The organism is Gracilimonas mengyeensis (assembly GCF_900182705.1).
GTDB lineage: Bacteria > Bacteroidota > Rhodothermia > Balneolales > Balneolaceae > Gracilimonas > Gracilimonas mengyeensis.
The window spans coordinates 1-16,797 of sequence record NZ_FXTP01000022.1; the positions used below are offsets into that span (position 1 = coordinate 1).

The 16,797-nt window shown below is 44.7% G+C and carries 14 protein-coding genes; 9 read left to right on the plus strand and 5 right to left on the minus strand.

Annotated elements, in window-relative coordinates:
• Positions 1-403: 403 nt before the first annotated feature.
• A complete protein-coding gene (locus FN815_RS18130; RefSeq protein WP_142456255.1) occupies positions 404-1,096 on the plus strand; it encodes a DUF4159 domain-containing protein in 693 nt (230 codons plus the stop codon).
• Positions 1,097-1,704: 608 nt separating this feature from the next.
• Here the strand turns inward: FN815_RS18130 and dnaG are convergent.
• Positions 1,705-3,732 (minus strand): DNA primase, encoded by a 2,028-nt coding sequence (gene dnaG / locus FN815_RS18135; RefSeq protein ID WP_142456256.1) that lies wholly within the window; start codon positions 3,730-3,732, stop codon positions 1,705-1,707.
• Between the two features lie 606 nt (positions 3,733-4,338).
• Here dnaG and FN815_RS18140 point away from each other — a divergent pair.
• The 5 genes from FN815_RS18140 (at position 4,339) to FN815_RS18160 (ending at position 9,427) form a co-directional block, all read left to right on the plus strand.
• Positions 4,339-7,239, plus strand: a complete 2,901-nt coding sequence (locus tag FN815_RS18140; protein ID WP_142456257.1) for a serine hydrolase domain-containing protein — start codon at positions 4,339-4,341, stop codon at positions 7,237-7,239.
• A gap of 7 nt (positions 7,240-7,246) precedes the next feature.
• A complete protein-coding gene (locus tag FN815_RS18145) occupies positions 7,247-7,954 on the plus strand; it encodes a cytidine deaminase (protein WP_142456258.1) in 708 nt (235 codons plus the stop codon).
• 81 nt (positions 7,955-8,035) lie between these two features.
• Positions 8,036-8,683, plus strand: a complete 648-nt coding sequence (locus tag FN815_RS18150) for a hypothetical protein (RefSeq protein ID WP_142456259.1) — start codon at positions 8,036-8,038, stop codon at positions 8,681-8,683.
• 131 nt (positions 8,684-8,814) lie between these two features.
• Positions 8,815-8,991 (plus strand): histone H1, encoded by a 177-nt coding sequence (locus FN815_RS18155; RefSeq protein WP_142456260.1) that lies wholly within the window; start codon positions 8,815-8,817, stop codon positions 8,989-8,991.
• A gap of 136 nt (positions 8,992-9,127) precedes the next feature.
• Entirely contained in the window at positions 9,128-9,427 is a 300-nt protein-coding gene (locus tag FN815_RS18160) for a hypothetical protein (protein WP_142456261.1), read from the plus strand.
• Positions 9,428-9,442: 15 nt separating this feature from the next.
• Here FN815_RS18160 and FN815_RS18165 read toward each other — a convergent pair whose 3' ends face one another.
• On the minus strand, positions 9,443-9,964 hold the full coding sequence (locus FN815_RS18165) for a hypothetical protein (protein ID WP_142456262.1): 522 nt from the start codon (positions 9,962-9,964) through the stop codon (positions 9,443-9,445).
• 18 nt (positions 9,965-9,982) lie between these two features.
• Positions 9,983-10,456 (minus strand): nuclear transport factor 2 family protein, encoded by a 474-nt coding sequence (locus FN815_RS18170; protein WP_185957373.1) that lies wholly within the window; start codon positions 10,454-10,456, stop codon positions 9,983-9,985.
• Positions 10,457-10,810: 354 nt separating this feature from the next.
• On the opposite strand from FN815_RS18170, the gene FN815_RS18175 reads away from it, so the two are divergent.
• Positions 10,811-11,497, plus strand: coding sequence for a hypothetical protein (locus FN815_RS18175; protein WP_142456263.1), 687 nt, complete (start codon positions 10,811-10,813; stop codon positions 11,495-11,497).
• A gap of 115 nt (positions 11,498-11,612) precedes the next feature.
• Here FN815_RS18175 and FN815_RS18180 read toward each other — a convergent pair whose 3' ends face one another.
• Positions 11,613-12,626 carry a threonine aldolase family protein gene (locus tag FN815_RS18180; RefSeq protein WP_142456264.1) on the minus strand — a complete coding sequence of 338 codons (1,014 nt, stop codon included), beginning with the start codon at positions 12,624-12,626 and terminating at the stop codon, positions 11,613-11,615.
• A 147-nt stretch (positions 12,627-12,773) separates the two neighbouring features.
• Here FN815_RS18180 and FN815_RS18185 point away from each other — a divergent pair, with 147 nt between their 5' ends.
• Entirely contained in the window at positions 12,774-13,940 is a 1,167-nt protein-coding gene (locus FN815_RS18185; RefSeq protein WP_142456265.1) for a lycopene cyclase family protein, read from the plus strand.
• A 303-nt stretch (positions 13,941-14,243) separates the two neighbouring features.
• Here the strand turns inward: FN815_RS18185 and FN815_RS18190 are convergent, their stop codons facing one another.
• On the minus strand, positions 14,244-16,124 hold the full coding sequence (locus FN815_RS18190) for an AMP-dependent synthetase/ligase (protein WP_142456266.1): 1,881 nt from the start codon (positions 16,122-16,124) through the stop codon (positions 14,244-14,246).
• Positions 16,125-16,244: 120 nt separating this feature from the next.
• Here FN815_RS18190 and FN815_RS18195 point away from each other — a divergent pair, with 120 nt between their 5' ends.
• The gene (locus FN815_RS18195) at positions 16,245-16,748 is read left to right on the plus strand and encodes a Fur family transcriptional regulator (protein ID WP_142456267.1); all 504 of its coding nucleotides are present in this window, start codon (positions 16,245-16,247) and stop codon (positions 16,746-16,748) included.
• The last annotated feature ends 49 nt before the right edge of the window (positions 16,749-16,797 follow it).

Below are 16,797 nucleotides of genomic sequence, written 5' to 3' on the forward strand. Positions count from 1 at the left end.
CAAGGCTACTGTAGATACATCACATGCAAAGGCATCATGATGTTCTTTGAAGACATAAAATAGAAGTTTCTCTTGATTTTTAACACAGTACCTGATGAATAAATATTGGCACCTACTGAAAGGAACCATTTTCCGTTTTGGGAAGGGAATAAAGTGGCGGCTGCAATGCTGGTATTATTGCCTTGCTGTATGTTTGTGGAGATAAAGGAATCATGTAAGCCTACCCCACGAGCGGGATTAATTGGAAGGTATTAGGGGGCTGAATTACCTCCTGTTGAGCAAATACTAAACTACCTGTTAAAAAGGTTAACAAAACTGTGAAAAGGACTCTCATACCCCTATATTTTATTAGCGGTGATTAGAATAGTACCTAAAATTTATCTCTATCCCAAAATTAATCAACATGCGTTTACTTGCTTTCGTACTTGTATTTTGCACCTTTCTTACTGGTTTTCAAGTAGCGGAGGCTCAATCTGCCGGCGAGGTTGAAATAGCCCGAGCCAAATACCGGGGTGGCGGAGATTGGTATAACGATCCTTCTGCCCTGACGAACCTGCTGAGTTTTGCCAAATCTAATTTTCCCCTGCATATTTCCGGCTCCTATTCGGATGTATCCCTCGGCAGCACAGACTTGCACAACTATCCATTTGTTTTCCTTACCGGGCACGGCAACATCACGCTTAACGCAGCCGAAGCCCGTAATGTGCGTGAGTACCTCCAAAACGGCGGCTTTCTTTACATTGATGATGATTACGGATTGGATCAATATATCCGTCCGGCCATGAACGACGTATTCCCGGATGAAGAGTTCGTGGAAATTCCCTTTAGTCATCCCATTTACGATCAGGCGTACGAATTTCCAAATGGCGTCCCCAAAATTCACGAACACGACGGCAAGCCCCCACAAGGTTTTGGCATTTTTTACGAAGGACGGCTGGTTGTCTTCTACACCTACGAATCCAATTTAGGCGATGGCTGGGCCGATGCTGAAATACACAACACCCCCCAAAACCTGCGCCAGCAAGCCTTCCGGATGGGCACCAACATCCTCATCTACGCCCTCACCGGAAGTGATCAAGTGACTGCTTCCAATTAGCTTATTGTTTTAGCGATATCGAAATGGAACGCGGATAACACGGATTGGGCGGATGATCGCTGATCATTATGTGTTTTTTTAGATCTCAGGCGATCTTTAAGCGATCTTTTGAAGTTGCACTTCAAAAGTAAAAGCCCGGCAAGGTTGTACCTTGCCTTGGTTAGCACTGCCCTCTCGGCGGGCGAAATTGTCTAAGTTTCAATCACCATCGTACACCCTCCGCCGGTTTTAACGAGTTAAAACCAAGGCACCTTCCTCAAGGAAGGACTTTTCCTGAATGGAATTCAAAATACTATTCCTAATTCAACATTAACTTGATGATAACGCCCAAGAGAAGTCTCTCCTTGAGGAGAGTACGGCTTTAGCCGGGAGAGGTGTTTGCATGTAACTGTATTCAAGTTTGTGTTGAAACGGAATTGTGCCGAATGCGAGGTTTTAAATCCTTGGTAACATTTACCCACCCCTTAATCCCCTCCCAGGAGGGGAAATTCCGCGTTTATAATACCATGGCCAAATGAATAGATCTTTTGGAGTTCTACTTCAAAAGGAAAAAGTCCGTCAAGGTTGTACCTTGCATCGGCTCCGGCGAGCCGTGCTACATCACCCAATCACTCCTCGCCCTTCATTTTGTACACAAACACCTTGTCGTTGTCCTCTTTGCGGAGACCTTTTTCCGGATCGGGAAATAAATCATCGGGATCGGCGGTTTCGCGGCGGGTGAGCTTGGATTTGATGTCTTTCTGGCGTTCCATCAGCTTCAGGCGCTTATCACCAGAGGATGATCCAATGCGATCAGCCAGCTCATTCAGCTTTCGCTTGTAGAAATTAATTTGAGTCGCCCGGATGGCACTTTTCGCCGTTTTATAAGGATTTTTATCCTTTTCATACTTCAGCCCTACTTTTTCCTCATGTCGATCGCTGGCCGTATGCTGCTCCAGCAACACATCACCCACCAGACGTGGAAACGGCTCTTCTTTGCCGGAGTACACCTGAATCGAGATCTCTTTTTCTTCCTTAAACCGGTCGGTGACATCCTCGTAAAATTGCTGCAATTCCTCGTCCTCAAACAACTTGGCATTGGTAAACGAACAAATGTACTCCACCATATCCCGCCCATAAGTGATCATCAAACGAATAAGTTCTTTCTCAAAATGCGGTTTCTTTTTTCGGGTTGATGACGCTTGCCGGTTTGGCCTTGCCGAAGTGCCCGGCAATGGAGGAACGTCATCATCCCCCGGACCTTCAGGAACCGGTGGCTGCTCTTGTTGCTGAGCTCGCTCCCGGGCCTGCTCACGACGGGCAGAGCGTTGTTCCTCCTGCCGCTTTTCTGCAAGCACGCGTTCCAGCTGCTCAAATAAATCTGACTCTTTAACCTTCTGGAATTTCTGTATTTGCTGATGCAGGTACTGCACATACACCTGCCGTTGAATGGTATCCGGGATATTGGCGATAGCCTCCAGCACTTCGGTAATTACTTTAGGCTTCTCGGTCGGTTTCGCCATGCGACCTTCTTCTTCTGCCTTTAGCAACAGGAAGTCCACAAAATCCGCGGCCTCTTCGTTCTTCAGTTCATCAAAAGATTCCTTCCCAAACTGCTTCACAAACGAATCGGGATCCTGCCCTTCCGGAAGTTCCAGTAATTCAACTTCCATCCCTTCAGCCAGGGCAATATTTATCCCACGCTTCATGGCCGTTTGTCCCGCGCTGTCCGAGTCATAAATCATCACAATGCGCTCGCCGTAACGGTGTAGAATCTTCATCTGTCCGACGGTAAGCGAGGTGCCACTACTGGCTACCACATTTCCGATACCGTGCTCATTCAGCGTAATCACATCGGTGTAGCCCTCAACGAGAATTACTTCCTTGTTTTTACGAATTTCATTTTTCGCAAAATTGACGCCATACACCACCTCGCTTTTGTTGTACACTTTGGTTTGTGCCGAGTTGATATATTTGGCCGTTTTCTCATCCCCCAAAACCCGTCCCGCAAACGCAATCACCTTGCCTGTGGGGTTGAAAATGGGGAACATCAGTCGCCCGCGAAAAGTATCGTAGAAGCCGCTTCCGCGATTACTTGGTTTGATAAGATTGGCTTCTACCAAGTATTCATCATCGATACCGGCATTTTGGGCGGCTTTCCACAACGCTTCGCCATCAGAGGGAGCATAACCTAAGCCGAACTTCTTATACACTTCCCGGTTGTATCCTCGTTTTTCCAGGTATTTCCGGGCTTTCTCTGCCTCACTATTTTCGATCAGGTTCCGATAAAAGAATACGCCGGCAAATTTGAGAGCGTGATAAATGCCTTCGCGCAACTGGGTGGTTTCGCTGGGCTCCTCATTGTCTTCTTCGGGGATGAACACGCCATAGCGCTCGGCCAGCTGACGTACTGCTTCGGTAAAGCCTACGCCCTCCTGGTCCATCACAAACTTGAATACATCGCCGGATTCCCCGCATCCAAAACATTTAAAAATCCCAAGTCGGGGAGTGACGTTGAAAGAAGGCGTTTTTTCGTCATGATAGGGGCATAGCCCTACAAAACCGCTGCCGGATTTTTTCAGCTTCACATAGTCGGATACAACCTCTACGATGTCGGCCGCGGCGCGTACTTCTTCCTTTTTATCGTCACTAATCATGGCCTAATGATGAGCATTTTGCGTGTAGAAATAAAGCGCTAAGATAGCAATTTCTGTAAAGGTTGATAAAGATATCTGGAACCGATCATTTGATTACTTCTCCAATCGAAATCTCTCCGATCTTTTGAAGTTCTACTTCAAAAGAAAAAGCGCAGCAAGGTTGTACCTTGCCTCATTTAACACTGCCCATCTTGGTTTTTCAGATTGAGGCTATCGAAAATACGCCCTCCTCGTTCCACACACTCTGTCTTGGAATGAAACTTTACCGTATTCAAATTTCTAAATCCTTTGCAACATTTACCCTCCCCTTAATCCCCTCCCAGGAGGGGAAATACCGGGTTTGTATTTTCCCTGTAGCTGACCAAATCATCTTTCACATTTATAGCCAACACATCACTATATCACACAAAGCCACAGATATCACAGTAAAACAAGAAGGCAGACTATATAACGGACCTCGGTTCCAAGAGCCAATAAATTCACTAAATCAACATATCGCTCAATTACCATTACATCCCTTATGAAATAAACCATTGGCGTAGTCTGTTACTATCACGTACATTTCACCCCTATAGTTATTCATCATTTACGGTTTTATAACATCCTATGAAGAGCAGTATCAAGACGGCTTTTATAACAGCGCTACTATTGCTGATGAACGGCTCGTATCCGGCCACTGCCCAAGGAATTTCGGAATTCCTTTTTGGGCAGACATTGAAAAGCAATCAGTCACAGCTCCTCGACCCAAACTCTGAAGTATATCTCGATTCTCTGGTGGCCAATACCTCACTGGAACAGAAAGTAGGACAACTTTTCTTTATCCCCGCTTACGGAGACTTCACCAGCAAAAAAAGCCGCACCTTCAAAGAGCTGGAAAACATGGTGCAGGATTATCATGTAGGTGGCATCATTTTTATGCAGGGTGATATTTATGGACAAGCGGTGTTAACCAATAAACTGCAACGCATGGCAAAGTTTCCGCTTTGGATTTCGCAGGATATGGAGTTTGGAGCAGCTATGCGGGTTTCCGGCACCACCCGGTTTACTCCGGCAATGGGCGTGGCCGCTTCCGGTAACAAGCGCAATGCGTTCATGATGGGCAAGATCACCGCCCTGGAAGCCAAGGCTCTTGGAGTGCATCAAATTTATGCACCGGTTCTTGATGTAAACAACAACCCGGAAAACCCGGTTATAAATGTGCGCTCGTTTTCTGCAGATCCGGATATCGTAACCACTTTTGGCACGGCTTTTATGCAGGGCGTACAAAGTGAACAGCTGGTGGCTACTGCGAAACACTTTCCCGGTCATGGAGACACGGATGTAGATTCTCATCACGACCTGCCGGTTGTGCGGCACAAATATCCGCGACTGGACTCGCTTGAACTGTCACCCTTCAAAGCTGCTATCCGGCAGGGTATTCCCAGTATCATGAGTGCTCACATTGCATTTCCAAATATCGGCTCTGATGATTATGTGCCTGGAACCTTGGACCCCGCCATTCTTGGAGACATCCTCAGAGATTCCCTGAATTTTCAGGGTATGGTGGTGACTGACGGACTTGAAATGCGCGGTATCACCTCAAAATATTCCCCCGGTGAAGCTGTTGTTGAAGCCCTGCAGGCCGGAGCCGATATCATGCTGATCAGTCCCGATGTGTACACCGCTGTTGATGAAGTAATTGATGCAGTAAAAAAGGGCGATATCTCTGAAGAACGTATCAACCAATCATTCCGAAAGCTGATGGCCTGGAAGCAATTGTACGGCCTGTTTGAATCGGATAACCTTGTGAATTTGGAAAGCCTCGATTCACGTATAAACACTCCCTACCATCAAGCAGTAGCCGACCGCATTGCAAGAGAATCCGTTACCATCCTGAAAAACGAGAATAACATTCTTCCCATCCAGCCTTCTGAGTATCCCGAGATTATGGTAGTGGCCCTGGCAGACGATCAATCGGGACGAACCGGCTCCAGTTTTGTACTCGAGCTTCGCAATTATCATCCCGATGTGTCTTATCATGTGTATGATGAGCGGACTTCCGAGCGAGACAAGCAAGTGATGTTACAACAAGCCCGGCAGGCTGATCTGATTATCATTGGCTCCTTTATCTATCTTCGCTATGGACAATCTATTCACCTTTCAAGAGGACAGCAAAATTTTTTGGATAAGCTTGCAAATACCGGCAAGCCCAACATATTGGTTTCATTCGGCAATCCTTATGTATTAAGTGATATGAAACAGGCCGATGTGCACGTACAGGGTTGGTATAATACCGGCGAACAGGTAGATGCCGTAGCCCCGGCCTTATTTGGCGCTTCTGCTGTTAAAGCGACTTTGCCGATAGATATCCCTGGCCTGTATGCTTTGGGAGATGGAATTAACATCAAGCATACGGCACTTCGTTTTGGTAACCCACAGGATGTGGGACTGGAACCGGAAAAACTGTATGAAATTGATAACGTGCTGCGTGAAGCTATCCGTGATTCTGTATTTCCCGGAGCGACTGTTGGCGTTGTGAAGGATGGCGTACTGGCATATCACCAGGGCTTCGGCTACCAGGATTACTCCAAAACCGAAGCTATACGCGCCACAGACACCTACGATGTGGCATCCATCACAAAGGTAATGGCTACCACCGCTTCTACCATGAAGCTGGTTGACGAAGGTAAACTGGGCCTCGATGACCGTTTGGCTGAATTCTTTCCGGAGTTTAAAACCGATGGAAAAGCTGATATTACCATTCGCGATGTGCTCTTGCATCAATCCGGATTACCTCCCTTCCGCGTGTATGTAGATTCACTGAAAAGCCGTCAAGCTATCATAGAAGCCATCAAGAATGAACCCCTGACCTATGAACCCGGGAGCAAATATGTGTACAGTGATTTGGGCATGATCTTACTTGGTGAAATTATTCATGAAGTTTCCGGCAAACCACTGGACCGTTATGCCCGCGATGAATTCTATTACCCGATGGGCATGTATTCCAGCTATTTCAACCCGGTAAAAAACAGCAGCTGGCTGATACGGCGCATCCCACCCACAGAAATTGATACTGTGTTTGACCGCGGTCTGGTTCAGGCACGCGTGCACGACGAACGCGCCTGGTTTATGGATGGCGTTGCCGGACATGCCGGCCTGTTTTCATCTGTGGTGGATATGGCCAAGTTTAGCACCATGCTCTTGAATGAAGGAACTTATGCCGGCAGAAGGTATCTCAGCCCCGAAACCGTCCAACTATTTACTAAAGATCAATCAGCACACAATACCCGTGGGCTTGGATTTGACCGCAAAAGCGGGCAGGGATTTTCAACGGCCGGATCACTTGCCAGCGACGATACTTTTGGGCATCTTGGATTTACCGGTACTAGTTTGTGGATAGACCGGAAAAAAAATATGACTATCATCTTATTGACAAACCGAACATTTCCTCATCGATCTTATGGAAAAACCATAAGTCAAATCAGAGCTGAAATAGCTGATATTGCCTTTTCATCAATTACAAAATAACACACTTATGAGCTGGAATTCATTACTAGAAAATGCTTATGTCCCCTACTCTGAAGCAGCAAAAGCTTGTATTGTAGAATCTGACAAAGGAAATTTCTTTGCAGGCGTACGCATCGAGAATATTTCTTATCCCGTTACCATTTCTTCACTTCAGGCCGCATGCAGTATCTGTCTGAGTGAGGGTGAAACACCGATACGGGTATTTCTGCCCCTCCAAATCGATGCCGATCAACTTAGCTACTGGAAAGATGAGTTTGATCTGGAAATCATTAAAACAGACGAACCACCACTGGATAAGCTGACTTCGTGCTTTAAAGAAGAACCTGAGGATTTTTCATCCCAGGAAGAGCTCAAAAACCTGATCAACCGTGCGGTAACTCCTAATTCCGATTTCCCGGTATCAGCTATTTTATTTGTTGAGGGTGGATACTTTGAGGGCGTAAATGTAGAAGTGAGTGACTGGAGCATGGGACTTTGTGCCGAACGCGTGGCCATTGCAAAAGCCAAGGCTGCCGGAATCAGCAAATTTAAACGGATGGACGTTCATACCCTCAAGGGTGAATTTAGCAGTCCTTGCGGAGCCTGCCGACAGGTAGTGACCGAAATGATGCCTTATCATGAATTGAGTTTATACCATGCCGATGGATCTCTGTCCAAGCACTTGTCAGCTGACTTACTTCCTTTCAGCTTCAAAACATCCAGTTTAAAAAAATAAGCTTACATACATAGCTTTTTAGTTCATTTATTCGAGTGCCACTTACAGTAATCTTGCAACCAAATTAACTGCAAAACTTTTATGCCTATACAATACATCGCCGTATTAGACCGGGAACACCTGGATAATTCGGTATTTCTCACTGCTTTTGCTAAATCTCTGGCCCAGCATGGCAGCCGAAAGGGAATCATTGTACACAGTGACAGTCCGTACACCGACCGCCTAATCCAAACTGGTATGATGAGGGAAGATGCGCGACTGCGGGCCATTAAAGACTTGAACCGAAGGCTTGTCGGGCTGTTTGCTGATCAGGGCATTTCAACCATTGGCGTGCATGGTTATCAAAAAGGATTGATAAAAAAAGAAGCAGGAACGGTACAATTAAGCAAAGAAGTATTGAATGAATTGCATGACAGCCCGCATCTTCTGGTTTCCAGTTTAGTGGAACAAGATGATGAGGTTGTACATGTACCATTACCGGAAGTAGTGAAAGTGCTTTCCCGCTCCCTGGATGAGCCCGATGTGTTACTTTTTTCGAGGAAGGAGAAAGATGAAATCATTCTCTCTGATAACAATAAAGAGTACCGCTGGGAAGATTTACCTACCAGATTTGAGGAAGAAACACTCCCCGAAGAATTCCAAAATTTCGACTTTCCGGTACATGTTACCACCGCTACAGCCTTCGCTCAGTGGCCAAATCTCAAAAAAGTGACAAAAATCAGCCCTTAGATTGAAAAAAACTGCAATTCTAATGCAAAAAAGCACTTTCTAATTTGATTCAAAATGCCCGAATCAATAGCTTCAGCGCACTTTCTGAAAACAGAAATATTTAACCTAAAAATAATTTAACGGAGCTATTAATGAGCAGAGTTGAAGAAATAAAAAACCTCGTAGACGAAACCGCAGTAGAAATGGAAAAATTCTACGAGAAAGGAAACAAAGCGGCCGGTACACGTGCCCGTAAAGGCCTTCAAGAACTTAAAAAATTAGCCCAGGAAATCCGTCTGGAAATCCAGGATATCAAAAACAAGGACTAATTTTTATAGCTCTACGTTTTTATAAAAAGCCGCTTTTTTAAGCGGCTTTTTTTTTATGCCTTTCACTCACTGTGTTGGAACTTTTTGTTCGTATCAGGCTTTATAACTATAAGAGTAACAACAAATTAATATAGTTATGTATAAAGATTTAGCCGACGCCACCGAATCATTGGAAGACAAGGGTTACACCCATACTTTTGAATTGGGGGATAACTGCATAACCTGTAAAAAACTGTCTAAGGAGTACAAACCAGACGACTTGGTTATCAAAGAAACTCACAGTTTTGATCAAGGCACCGATCCCGGCAGCGAGGCCACCGTGTATGCCATTGAAGCTGATGATGACGTTAGAGGCACCCTGATTATCTCTTACGGCATGTATGTGGATCAGGATAAAGCAAGTGTCATAGATCGCTTGCTGCAAGACCAGGAATAAATAGCTTATCCCAAGTTAATCCAGATATTTTTCAGGGATAGGATTAGCTTCTGAGGCATGCGCCCAGTATATCGTAACTATCCACCAGCGCTCTCCGTCGTTAAAAAGCTGTATGCTGTTGATACCTTTGTTAAAAGGTTCTTCATCAGCTTTGCTCCGTTTGGATGCATAAGTACTGAAAAGGTGCACTACCCTCCCATAATGATGTTCTTCACGGGATAACTCATATTCATAGAAACCGTTTTCTACAAAATATTCATTGGTATTTTCAATGAATTCCTCCGGATTCATCACACGGTAGGTATTTTTCCCATCTTCATTTTCTCCTGTTGGAATCAGACGTGCCTCAGGGATAAACAGATTTCTAAAACGATCCCACTGTCTCGGCTCTCCCTTTTCACCGGAAATAGTAGCATATAAAGCTTCTATCAGATTATCTATGTTTTCCACATCAGCTGAAAAATCAGCTTTTTGTTGTGCTTGGGTTGATAGCGGTTGAACCAGAAGAGCGGCAAAAATCAATACGGCATATTTCATAATCGAATCCTCTAAAAGTTATTGTGGGCAATTGGTTGTACGGCGGGTATCCACGATAGCAAAAATTTGCCAGCCTTTATCATTATTTATGAGTTGAAACGCATTTACTCCGCAATGTGAAAATTCTTCGCCGCGATAAAACTCATAAGGCGTCCAGGCAGTAGCCAGTTTCCCATCTATTTTAATAACATAATCCAGAATCTTTTCGTCCCAAATTAACTCCTTCGGGGAACCAACGGCATTCAGGAAAGCTTCCAACTTGCCGGTTCTTATCTCCACCTCGCCGGCTTCATTTTCTACTATCGTTTGCATAAGAGCATCACTGGTAAACGCACCGCCTGCCATGGTGCTATCGCTGGCGCGCATGCCATCAAAAAGTTGCTCAATCACCGTAATTACGGCTTGTTCATCCTGTTCTTGAGCTTGAACAGGTTCAATAGCAGTAGCAATCAGGGTACAACAAAAAATCAGGAGGGCTGGGAATGCTTTCATAGTGGATAGATTAAATTTCGGGTCTCGCACAATTACGCAAATTTTGGTGAGAAGTTTGTTAGAAGTTGTAATCAACTCCCTGCTTATTCGATAAAAAACCATTAAGTCCAACTTCCAGTCTCCCTTCATCAACTTTGAAGCGACCTATTCTATAATTATCTGACCATCCAAAAAAACAGTTGTAACACCATTTAGTCCTCTATTCTAAAATATTTATCAAGAACTAAAATAATTAATAATAAATACCGTTTGAATTAATTATACTATTATAAGTGCAATATTCACATAAATATGTTTTTAAAAACGGGTTACGGATTTGCACTTTTACTTTCCACCTTAACTTAAAATCACATCATGCAACATATAGTCAAGATTTCAGTTTTCGCGGTTACACTTTTGCTTTCCCTCGCAACCTCTATATCAACTTTTGCCCAAAGTAATAGTGATGATACCCATGCACCTGCACCCGGCGATAAAGCTCTGCAATTTCAAATCACAGATAACTTTACTCTCGGGTCTTTTGAAGGTTCAGCCCTCTCGCTTCAAAATCAGGTAACAGAGAAAAGAGCCCACCGTATTGGTGTGAGTATTAGTAATTTGCTCAATGACTTAAATTCAGAATATCAAAATTCTGAATCAGAAGATAAACGGACCAATAGCAGGGCAGAATTTTCATTTACCTGGAAAAATTATATTACCACCGATAATCCAATAAAAGCCTATTATGGGATAGGACCGGAATTTTCTTACTTCTATGAGAAAAACAAAGATAAGAATGAAAGTCAAAATCAATTAGAAACTCAAAGATATTACAATATTGGTCTTGGAGTGTTGGGCTACTTTGGCGTTGAATGGTTTTTTCACCCTTCAATCAGCATGCATGCTGAATACAGAGGTTCTGTCTCAGGTTACTACCAACATCGAAAAATGAAACAAAAAGACCTGATTTCAACAACTGAAACTACTACGGATAAGCAATATGGTAAAGGCATATCCTTCGGTGGCAATGGCGTAGCTTTTGGCCTTTCCGTTTATTTTTAGTCCTCCATACTACTGATAAGACCAAACAGACCCGCTGGCTTCTCTTTGATTACATCAAATAGCCACCGGGTCTTTTTTTATTTTGGGTTACTCTATTCTGGTCCTGCAAAGATGCCTAAAACTCAGCCAGTACTTCTTTTACTTTCTCCACTTCCTCCTCGCTGATTTGAAAATGGAAAGTAGCACGTATGGTTTTATGACCAAATTGCGTCATCAAAATGCCTTCCTCTTTCAGTCTTTCTAAAACGTCAGCCGCCGCCTCATGTACCGTATCAAAAAGCAGGATATTGGTTTGCAGGCTATTCATATCAACGGCAAGCTTGTCGCTGTTATAAATTACCTCTGCCACTTCACGGGCCCGGCGATGATCCTCGGCCAGCTTCCCCCAGTTATGTTCCAGGGCATAATCGGCCGCAGCAGCCAGGAGCCCAACTTGCCGCATTCCCCCGCCCCACATTTTACGATACCGTCGCGCTTTGGCAATATGCTCTTTGGATGAAAGCAACATGGAACCCACCGGGGCTCCTAATCCTTTAGAAAAACAAACGGAGATCGTATCTGCAATCTCCCCGAAGAAAGCAGGATTGATATCCGTGGCCGTCATGGCATTCCAGATTCGGGCTCCATCCAGATGCACCGCAAGCTTATGCTCGTCAGCATACTCTTTGATATCGCTCAGTTCTTCTTCAGTGTAGCACACGCCACCACCTTTATTGGTAGAATTTTCGAGACAAACCACACGGGTTCTGGGTTCCCAATCGTAACCTCCGCGTACACTGTGCTCCAAAACATCCGTACTTAATTTCCCTTTGCTACCATTCAGGGTTTTAATCTGAACGCCCGAAAGAGCCGAAGCGGCCCCGGTTTCGTAATTAAAAATATGGCCTTTTTTATCGATCAGAATTTCATCACCGGGTTCCGTTAACACTTTCACGCCCAATTGGTTACTCATGGTTCCGCTGGGCACAAAAAGTCCGGCTTCCATCCCAAACAACTTAGCTACCTTTTCCTGAAATTCATTTACGGTTTCATCTTCCCCAAATACATCATCCCCAACTTCCGCTGCCATCATTACCTCAAGCATTTCCTGGGTTGGCCGGGTGATGGTATCGCTGCGTAGATCAATCATAGTTCTAATTTTTCTTTTTCGGTTTGATGGAATATAATCAATACCTGTAGCGAACTTAAGCCACATCCCCACTGTTGATGAAAAAAAGTATAAAACCAAGTGTATGTTATTTTTATATGATCCGCTTTTTGCCGGGGGACCACTCTTTTGAAGATTGAGGCCAAGTACGATATCATCATTGCCGGGGGCGGACTTTCGGGATTAAGCCTGGCCTGGTACCTGGCCCAGGGCGGCTATAAGGGACAGGTTCTGGTGGCAGATGCTACTTTTGCGCCTACCAACGATAAAACCTGGTGCTTCTGGACCAAAGACGAACCGCCTTTCAAGGAGATCATCTACAAGCGATGGAAAAAAACCTGGGTTTCCGCCCTGGATTACAGCACCTTCAGATATTTGAATGAATACACCTATTACTGCATCCGTAGCGGTGATTTCAGGGAATATGTACTCACCGGGCTCAGATCCTTCAAAAACTTTGATTTACTCGAAGATAATATTCTGGATTTCTCCTCCTACAAGAATAAAGCCATTATGCTTACCAAAGGGGGAGACAGCTACCTGGCTAACCATATTTTTCAAAGTGTATTAAAACCAAAAAATCTGGATGCTGATGATATCAAATATCCCCTGAAACAGCATTTCCTGGGCTGGGAGATCGAAACCAATGAGACGGCTTTTGATCCGGAAACCTTTACACTCATGGATTTCAATGAAGATTTTTCTCCGGGCGTAGGGTTTATGTATGTGTTGCCTTATGGTCTGAAAAAAGCCCTGCTTGAGTTCACCGTATTCTCTGAAGATCTCTTGCCTCGAAAAGTGTATAAGAAGCACATCAAAGAATATCTATACTTTCATTTTGGGCTGGATAAATCGGATTACAAGGTGATTCGAAAGGAAGATGGCGTAATACCGATGGAAGACCGTCCCTATCATCCTTATTACGAAAATAACATCATCAACCTGGGCTCGGTGGGCGGGCAGACGAAACCGAGCACCGGCTACACTTTTACCCGGATACAAGCGTATACCCAACAGCTGGCTGAACAATTGGTACAGGGTAAGTCACCGTCAGCTCCTTCTTTATCCAAGCTCAAGTACAGGTATTACGACCTGTTGCTGCTGCATATTCTATCTAATTCTACCGAAGAAAGTTTACAGGTTTTTCGTTCTCTGTTTAAGAAAAATCACTTTGATGATATCTTCCGCTTTTTGGGAGAGCAAACCAGTTTCAGGCAGGATTTGAAGATTATGAGTTCGGTACCTTACACGCCTTTTTTTAAAGCTATCGGCAATAACCTTCCGTTTTTGGGGTGATTCAAAATCTAATAATAGTCCAAAAGTCCATTTTTTTGAAAGAATGTGTCCCGCTGGAGGGACCGTTTCATGAGCAAGCGCGTCTTGCGAATGAAACAGGGAGGGAAGTTTTAATGAGGTAAGGCAAAGACTTTAAGAGCTTATGCTTCTGAAGGAAAACTCTTGGTATTATGAGATTTAATTTACAATGATCCCATTTTCAATCACTTCAATGTGAGGCACAGCCTCACAGGGCTTGCGCTTTTGAGGTTCAACCTCAAAAGATCCAGAGGAACCACCCGTAACCCGTAACCCGTAACCACCTTACTCATCGTCTTTAAAGATATCCTCAATGAGGTGGCCGTATTTATCTGCAATAACACGGCGTTTAACTTTTAGGGTTGGAGTGATTTCGCCGGTTTCAACCGTAAACTCGTTCGCCACCAGTCGGAAATCCCGGATTTTTTCGTGTGAGGCCAGATCCTTGGAGAAGGAGCGAATTTCTTTTTTGTAGATTTCTTTTATCTCATCCAGGGCTATCAATTCCTCGTTGCCTGAGTATTTGAGTCCATTCTCGCGGGCAAACTTGGCAATCGCTTCAAAATCAGGCACAATAATGGCCGCCATATAATTCTGTGCTTCACCAACCACCACAATCTGATCAATCCACTTGCTGGTTTTTAACATATCTTCAATAGGTCCCGGGTAAATATTTTTACCCCCGGCATTCACAATCATATGCTTAATACGATCAGTGATTTTAAGGTAGCCCTTATCAAACTTGCCAACGTCTCCGGTGTGTAGCCAGCCGTCTTCATCTATCATCTCGTCAGTTGCTTCCTGATTGTTCCAGTATCCCTTCATCACATTGGGACCTTTACATAGAATCTCCCCTTCCGGGCTGGTAATATCCGTGGGATAATCTTCTCCACTTATCTGCGCAGTAATTTTCCCGTCCTCAAGGTTCTGAATGCCCACAGTAACGCCTGGAATAATTGTACCTACGGTTCCCACCCGCTCTTTACCCGGTTGATTGACCGCCATCACCGGCGAAGTTTCCGTTAGCCCGTAACCCTGCAGGATATTCATCCCCGCACACTGGAAAAAAGTGTCAATTTCAGGAGGCAGTGCCGCTCCGCCGGATACAAATAAGCGAACATGTCCACCCGTGCGCTGCTTCAACTTATCAAACACCAGTTTGTCCGCTACTTTCTTTTGGAGTGATATCAGTCCGCGTTCACCCTCTGCATAGCGCCGGCCGGTTTCAACCGCCCAGTTAAAAATCTTTTGCTTGGTATCGCTGCCCTCTTCCACACTTTTCACAATCAGATTGTACATCTTTTCAAACAAGCGAGGCACGCTAATCATGATGGTAGGTTTGGCTTCTGGCATGTTCTTGGATACCGTATCCACACTTTCTGCATAGTAAATTTCCACCCCGCTGGAGATCATTGCATAGTAACCGCCCGTACGCTCAAAAGAATGGCACAGGGGCAGAAAGGAAAGCAAGCGGTCCTTATCATCCCAGTAAATATGTTGGGTAGCCGCTTTTACATTGCTCACAATATTGTGATGTGTGAGCATGGCTCCCTTGGGCTTCCCGGTGGTACCGGATGTATAAATGAGGGTAGCCACATCTTCAGGATGCACCTGCAAACTGCGCTTTTTAATCGTTTCGCTTTTCTTGGAAAGATGTTTGCCTCCTTTTGACAATACATCCTCGAACATCCGCACATACTCTTCTTCTGCAAGATGCTCTAACTTGGGTTGATCAAAAGCCACTACTTCCTTGAGCTCTTCGCAGTTTTCAAATACTTCCACGGCTTTCTTTAGCTGCAGCCCAGTGGATACAAAAAATATTTTAGCGCCTGAATCCTGCAGAATATACTCGCACTGTCCGGCCGGCAAAGTTGTATAAAGCGACACATTGATACCGCCGATCAGCTGCGTAGCCAAATCAACTACGGCCCACTCATAGCGGTTCTCGCTAAGTATGCCCACGCGATCTCCTTTTTGGATGCCTTGTTCCAGCAGATAAGCCGCTATGGAATACACATCGTCACTAACCTGTTTCCAGAAAATGGGCTGATATTCCGAATCCGGGGTGGGTTTATAGTAGAAAGCAGCCTTTCCCGCGTTCTTGTATTTGCGCGAAAGATTTAAAAATAATTCAGTCAGTGTTTCAAAAGCGACAGTTGTAGGCATATCAGGCTGATTTATTCCGTTTAATAACTCCGGCGAAATATAATATTCTTGAAATCAAAAGCACGGGTTTCATAAGCAAGTTTACAAATCGTATATTTAAGCGAATTTAAAAGAGTACACATGGCACATCCAGCACACGAAGATACAGTTAATTTAGTAAAGGAGATTTTTCGCTCCTACCTTAAGGAACGTAATCAACGGCAGACCCCGGAGCGTTTCATGGTATTAGAGGAAATTTACACCTCCGACGGACACTTTGACGCCGACGATATTTACTTCAACATGAAAGAAGCCGGACAGCGGGTTTCACGCGCTACGGTTTATAATACGCTCGACCTGTTGGTTGAGTGTGGCCTGGTTCAGCGCCAGCAGTTTGGTAAAAGCCAGTATTATTATGAGCGCGCTTACGCCTATCAACAGCATGATCACATCATCTGCAGAGATTGTGGACACGTGCTCGAGTTTTGTGATCCTCGCGTGGGTGAAATACAGCGCATGCTTTCCGAAATCCACGATATGAATATTGACGGGCACTCCCTTCACTTCTTCGGCAGCTGCCAGGATAAGGAAGCCTGCGAGCGACGGCAGGAAGCAGGTAGCAAAATTGCGGATTTGAAGGAGTAGTTATATCCGCTCCAACGCAGAGCGTATGGAGCGAGACGGCTGAATATTT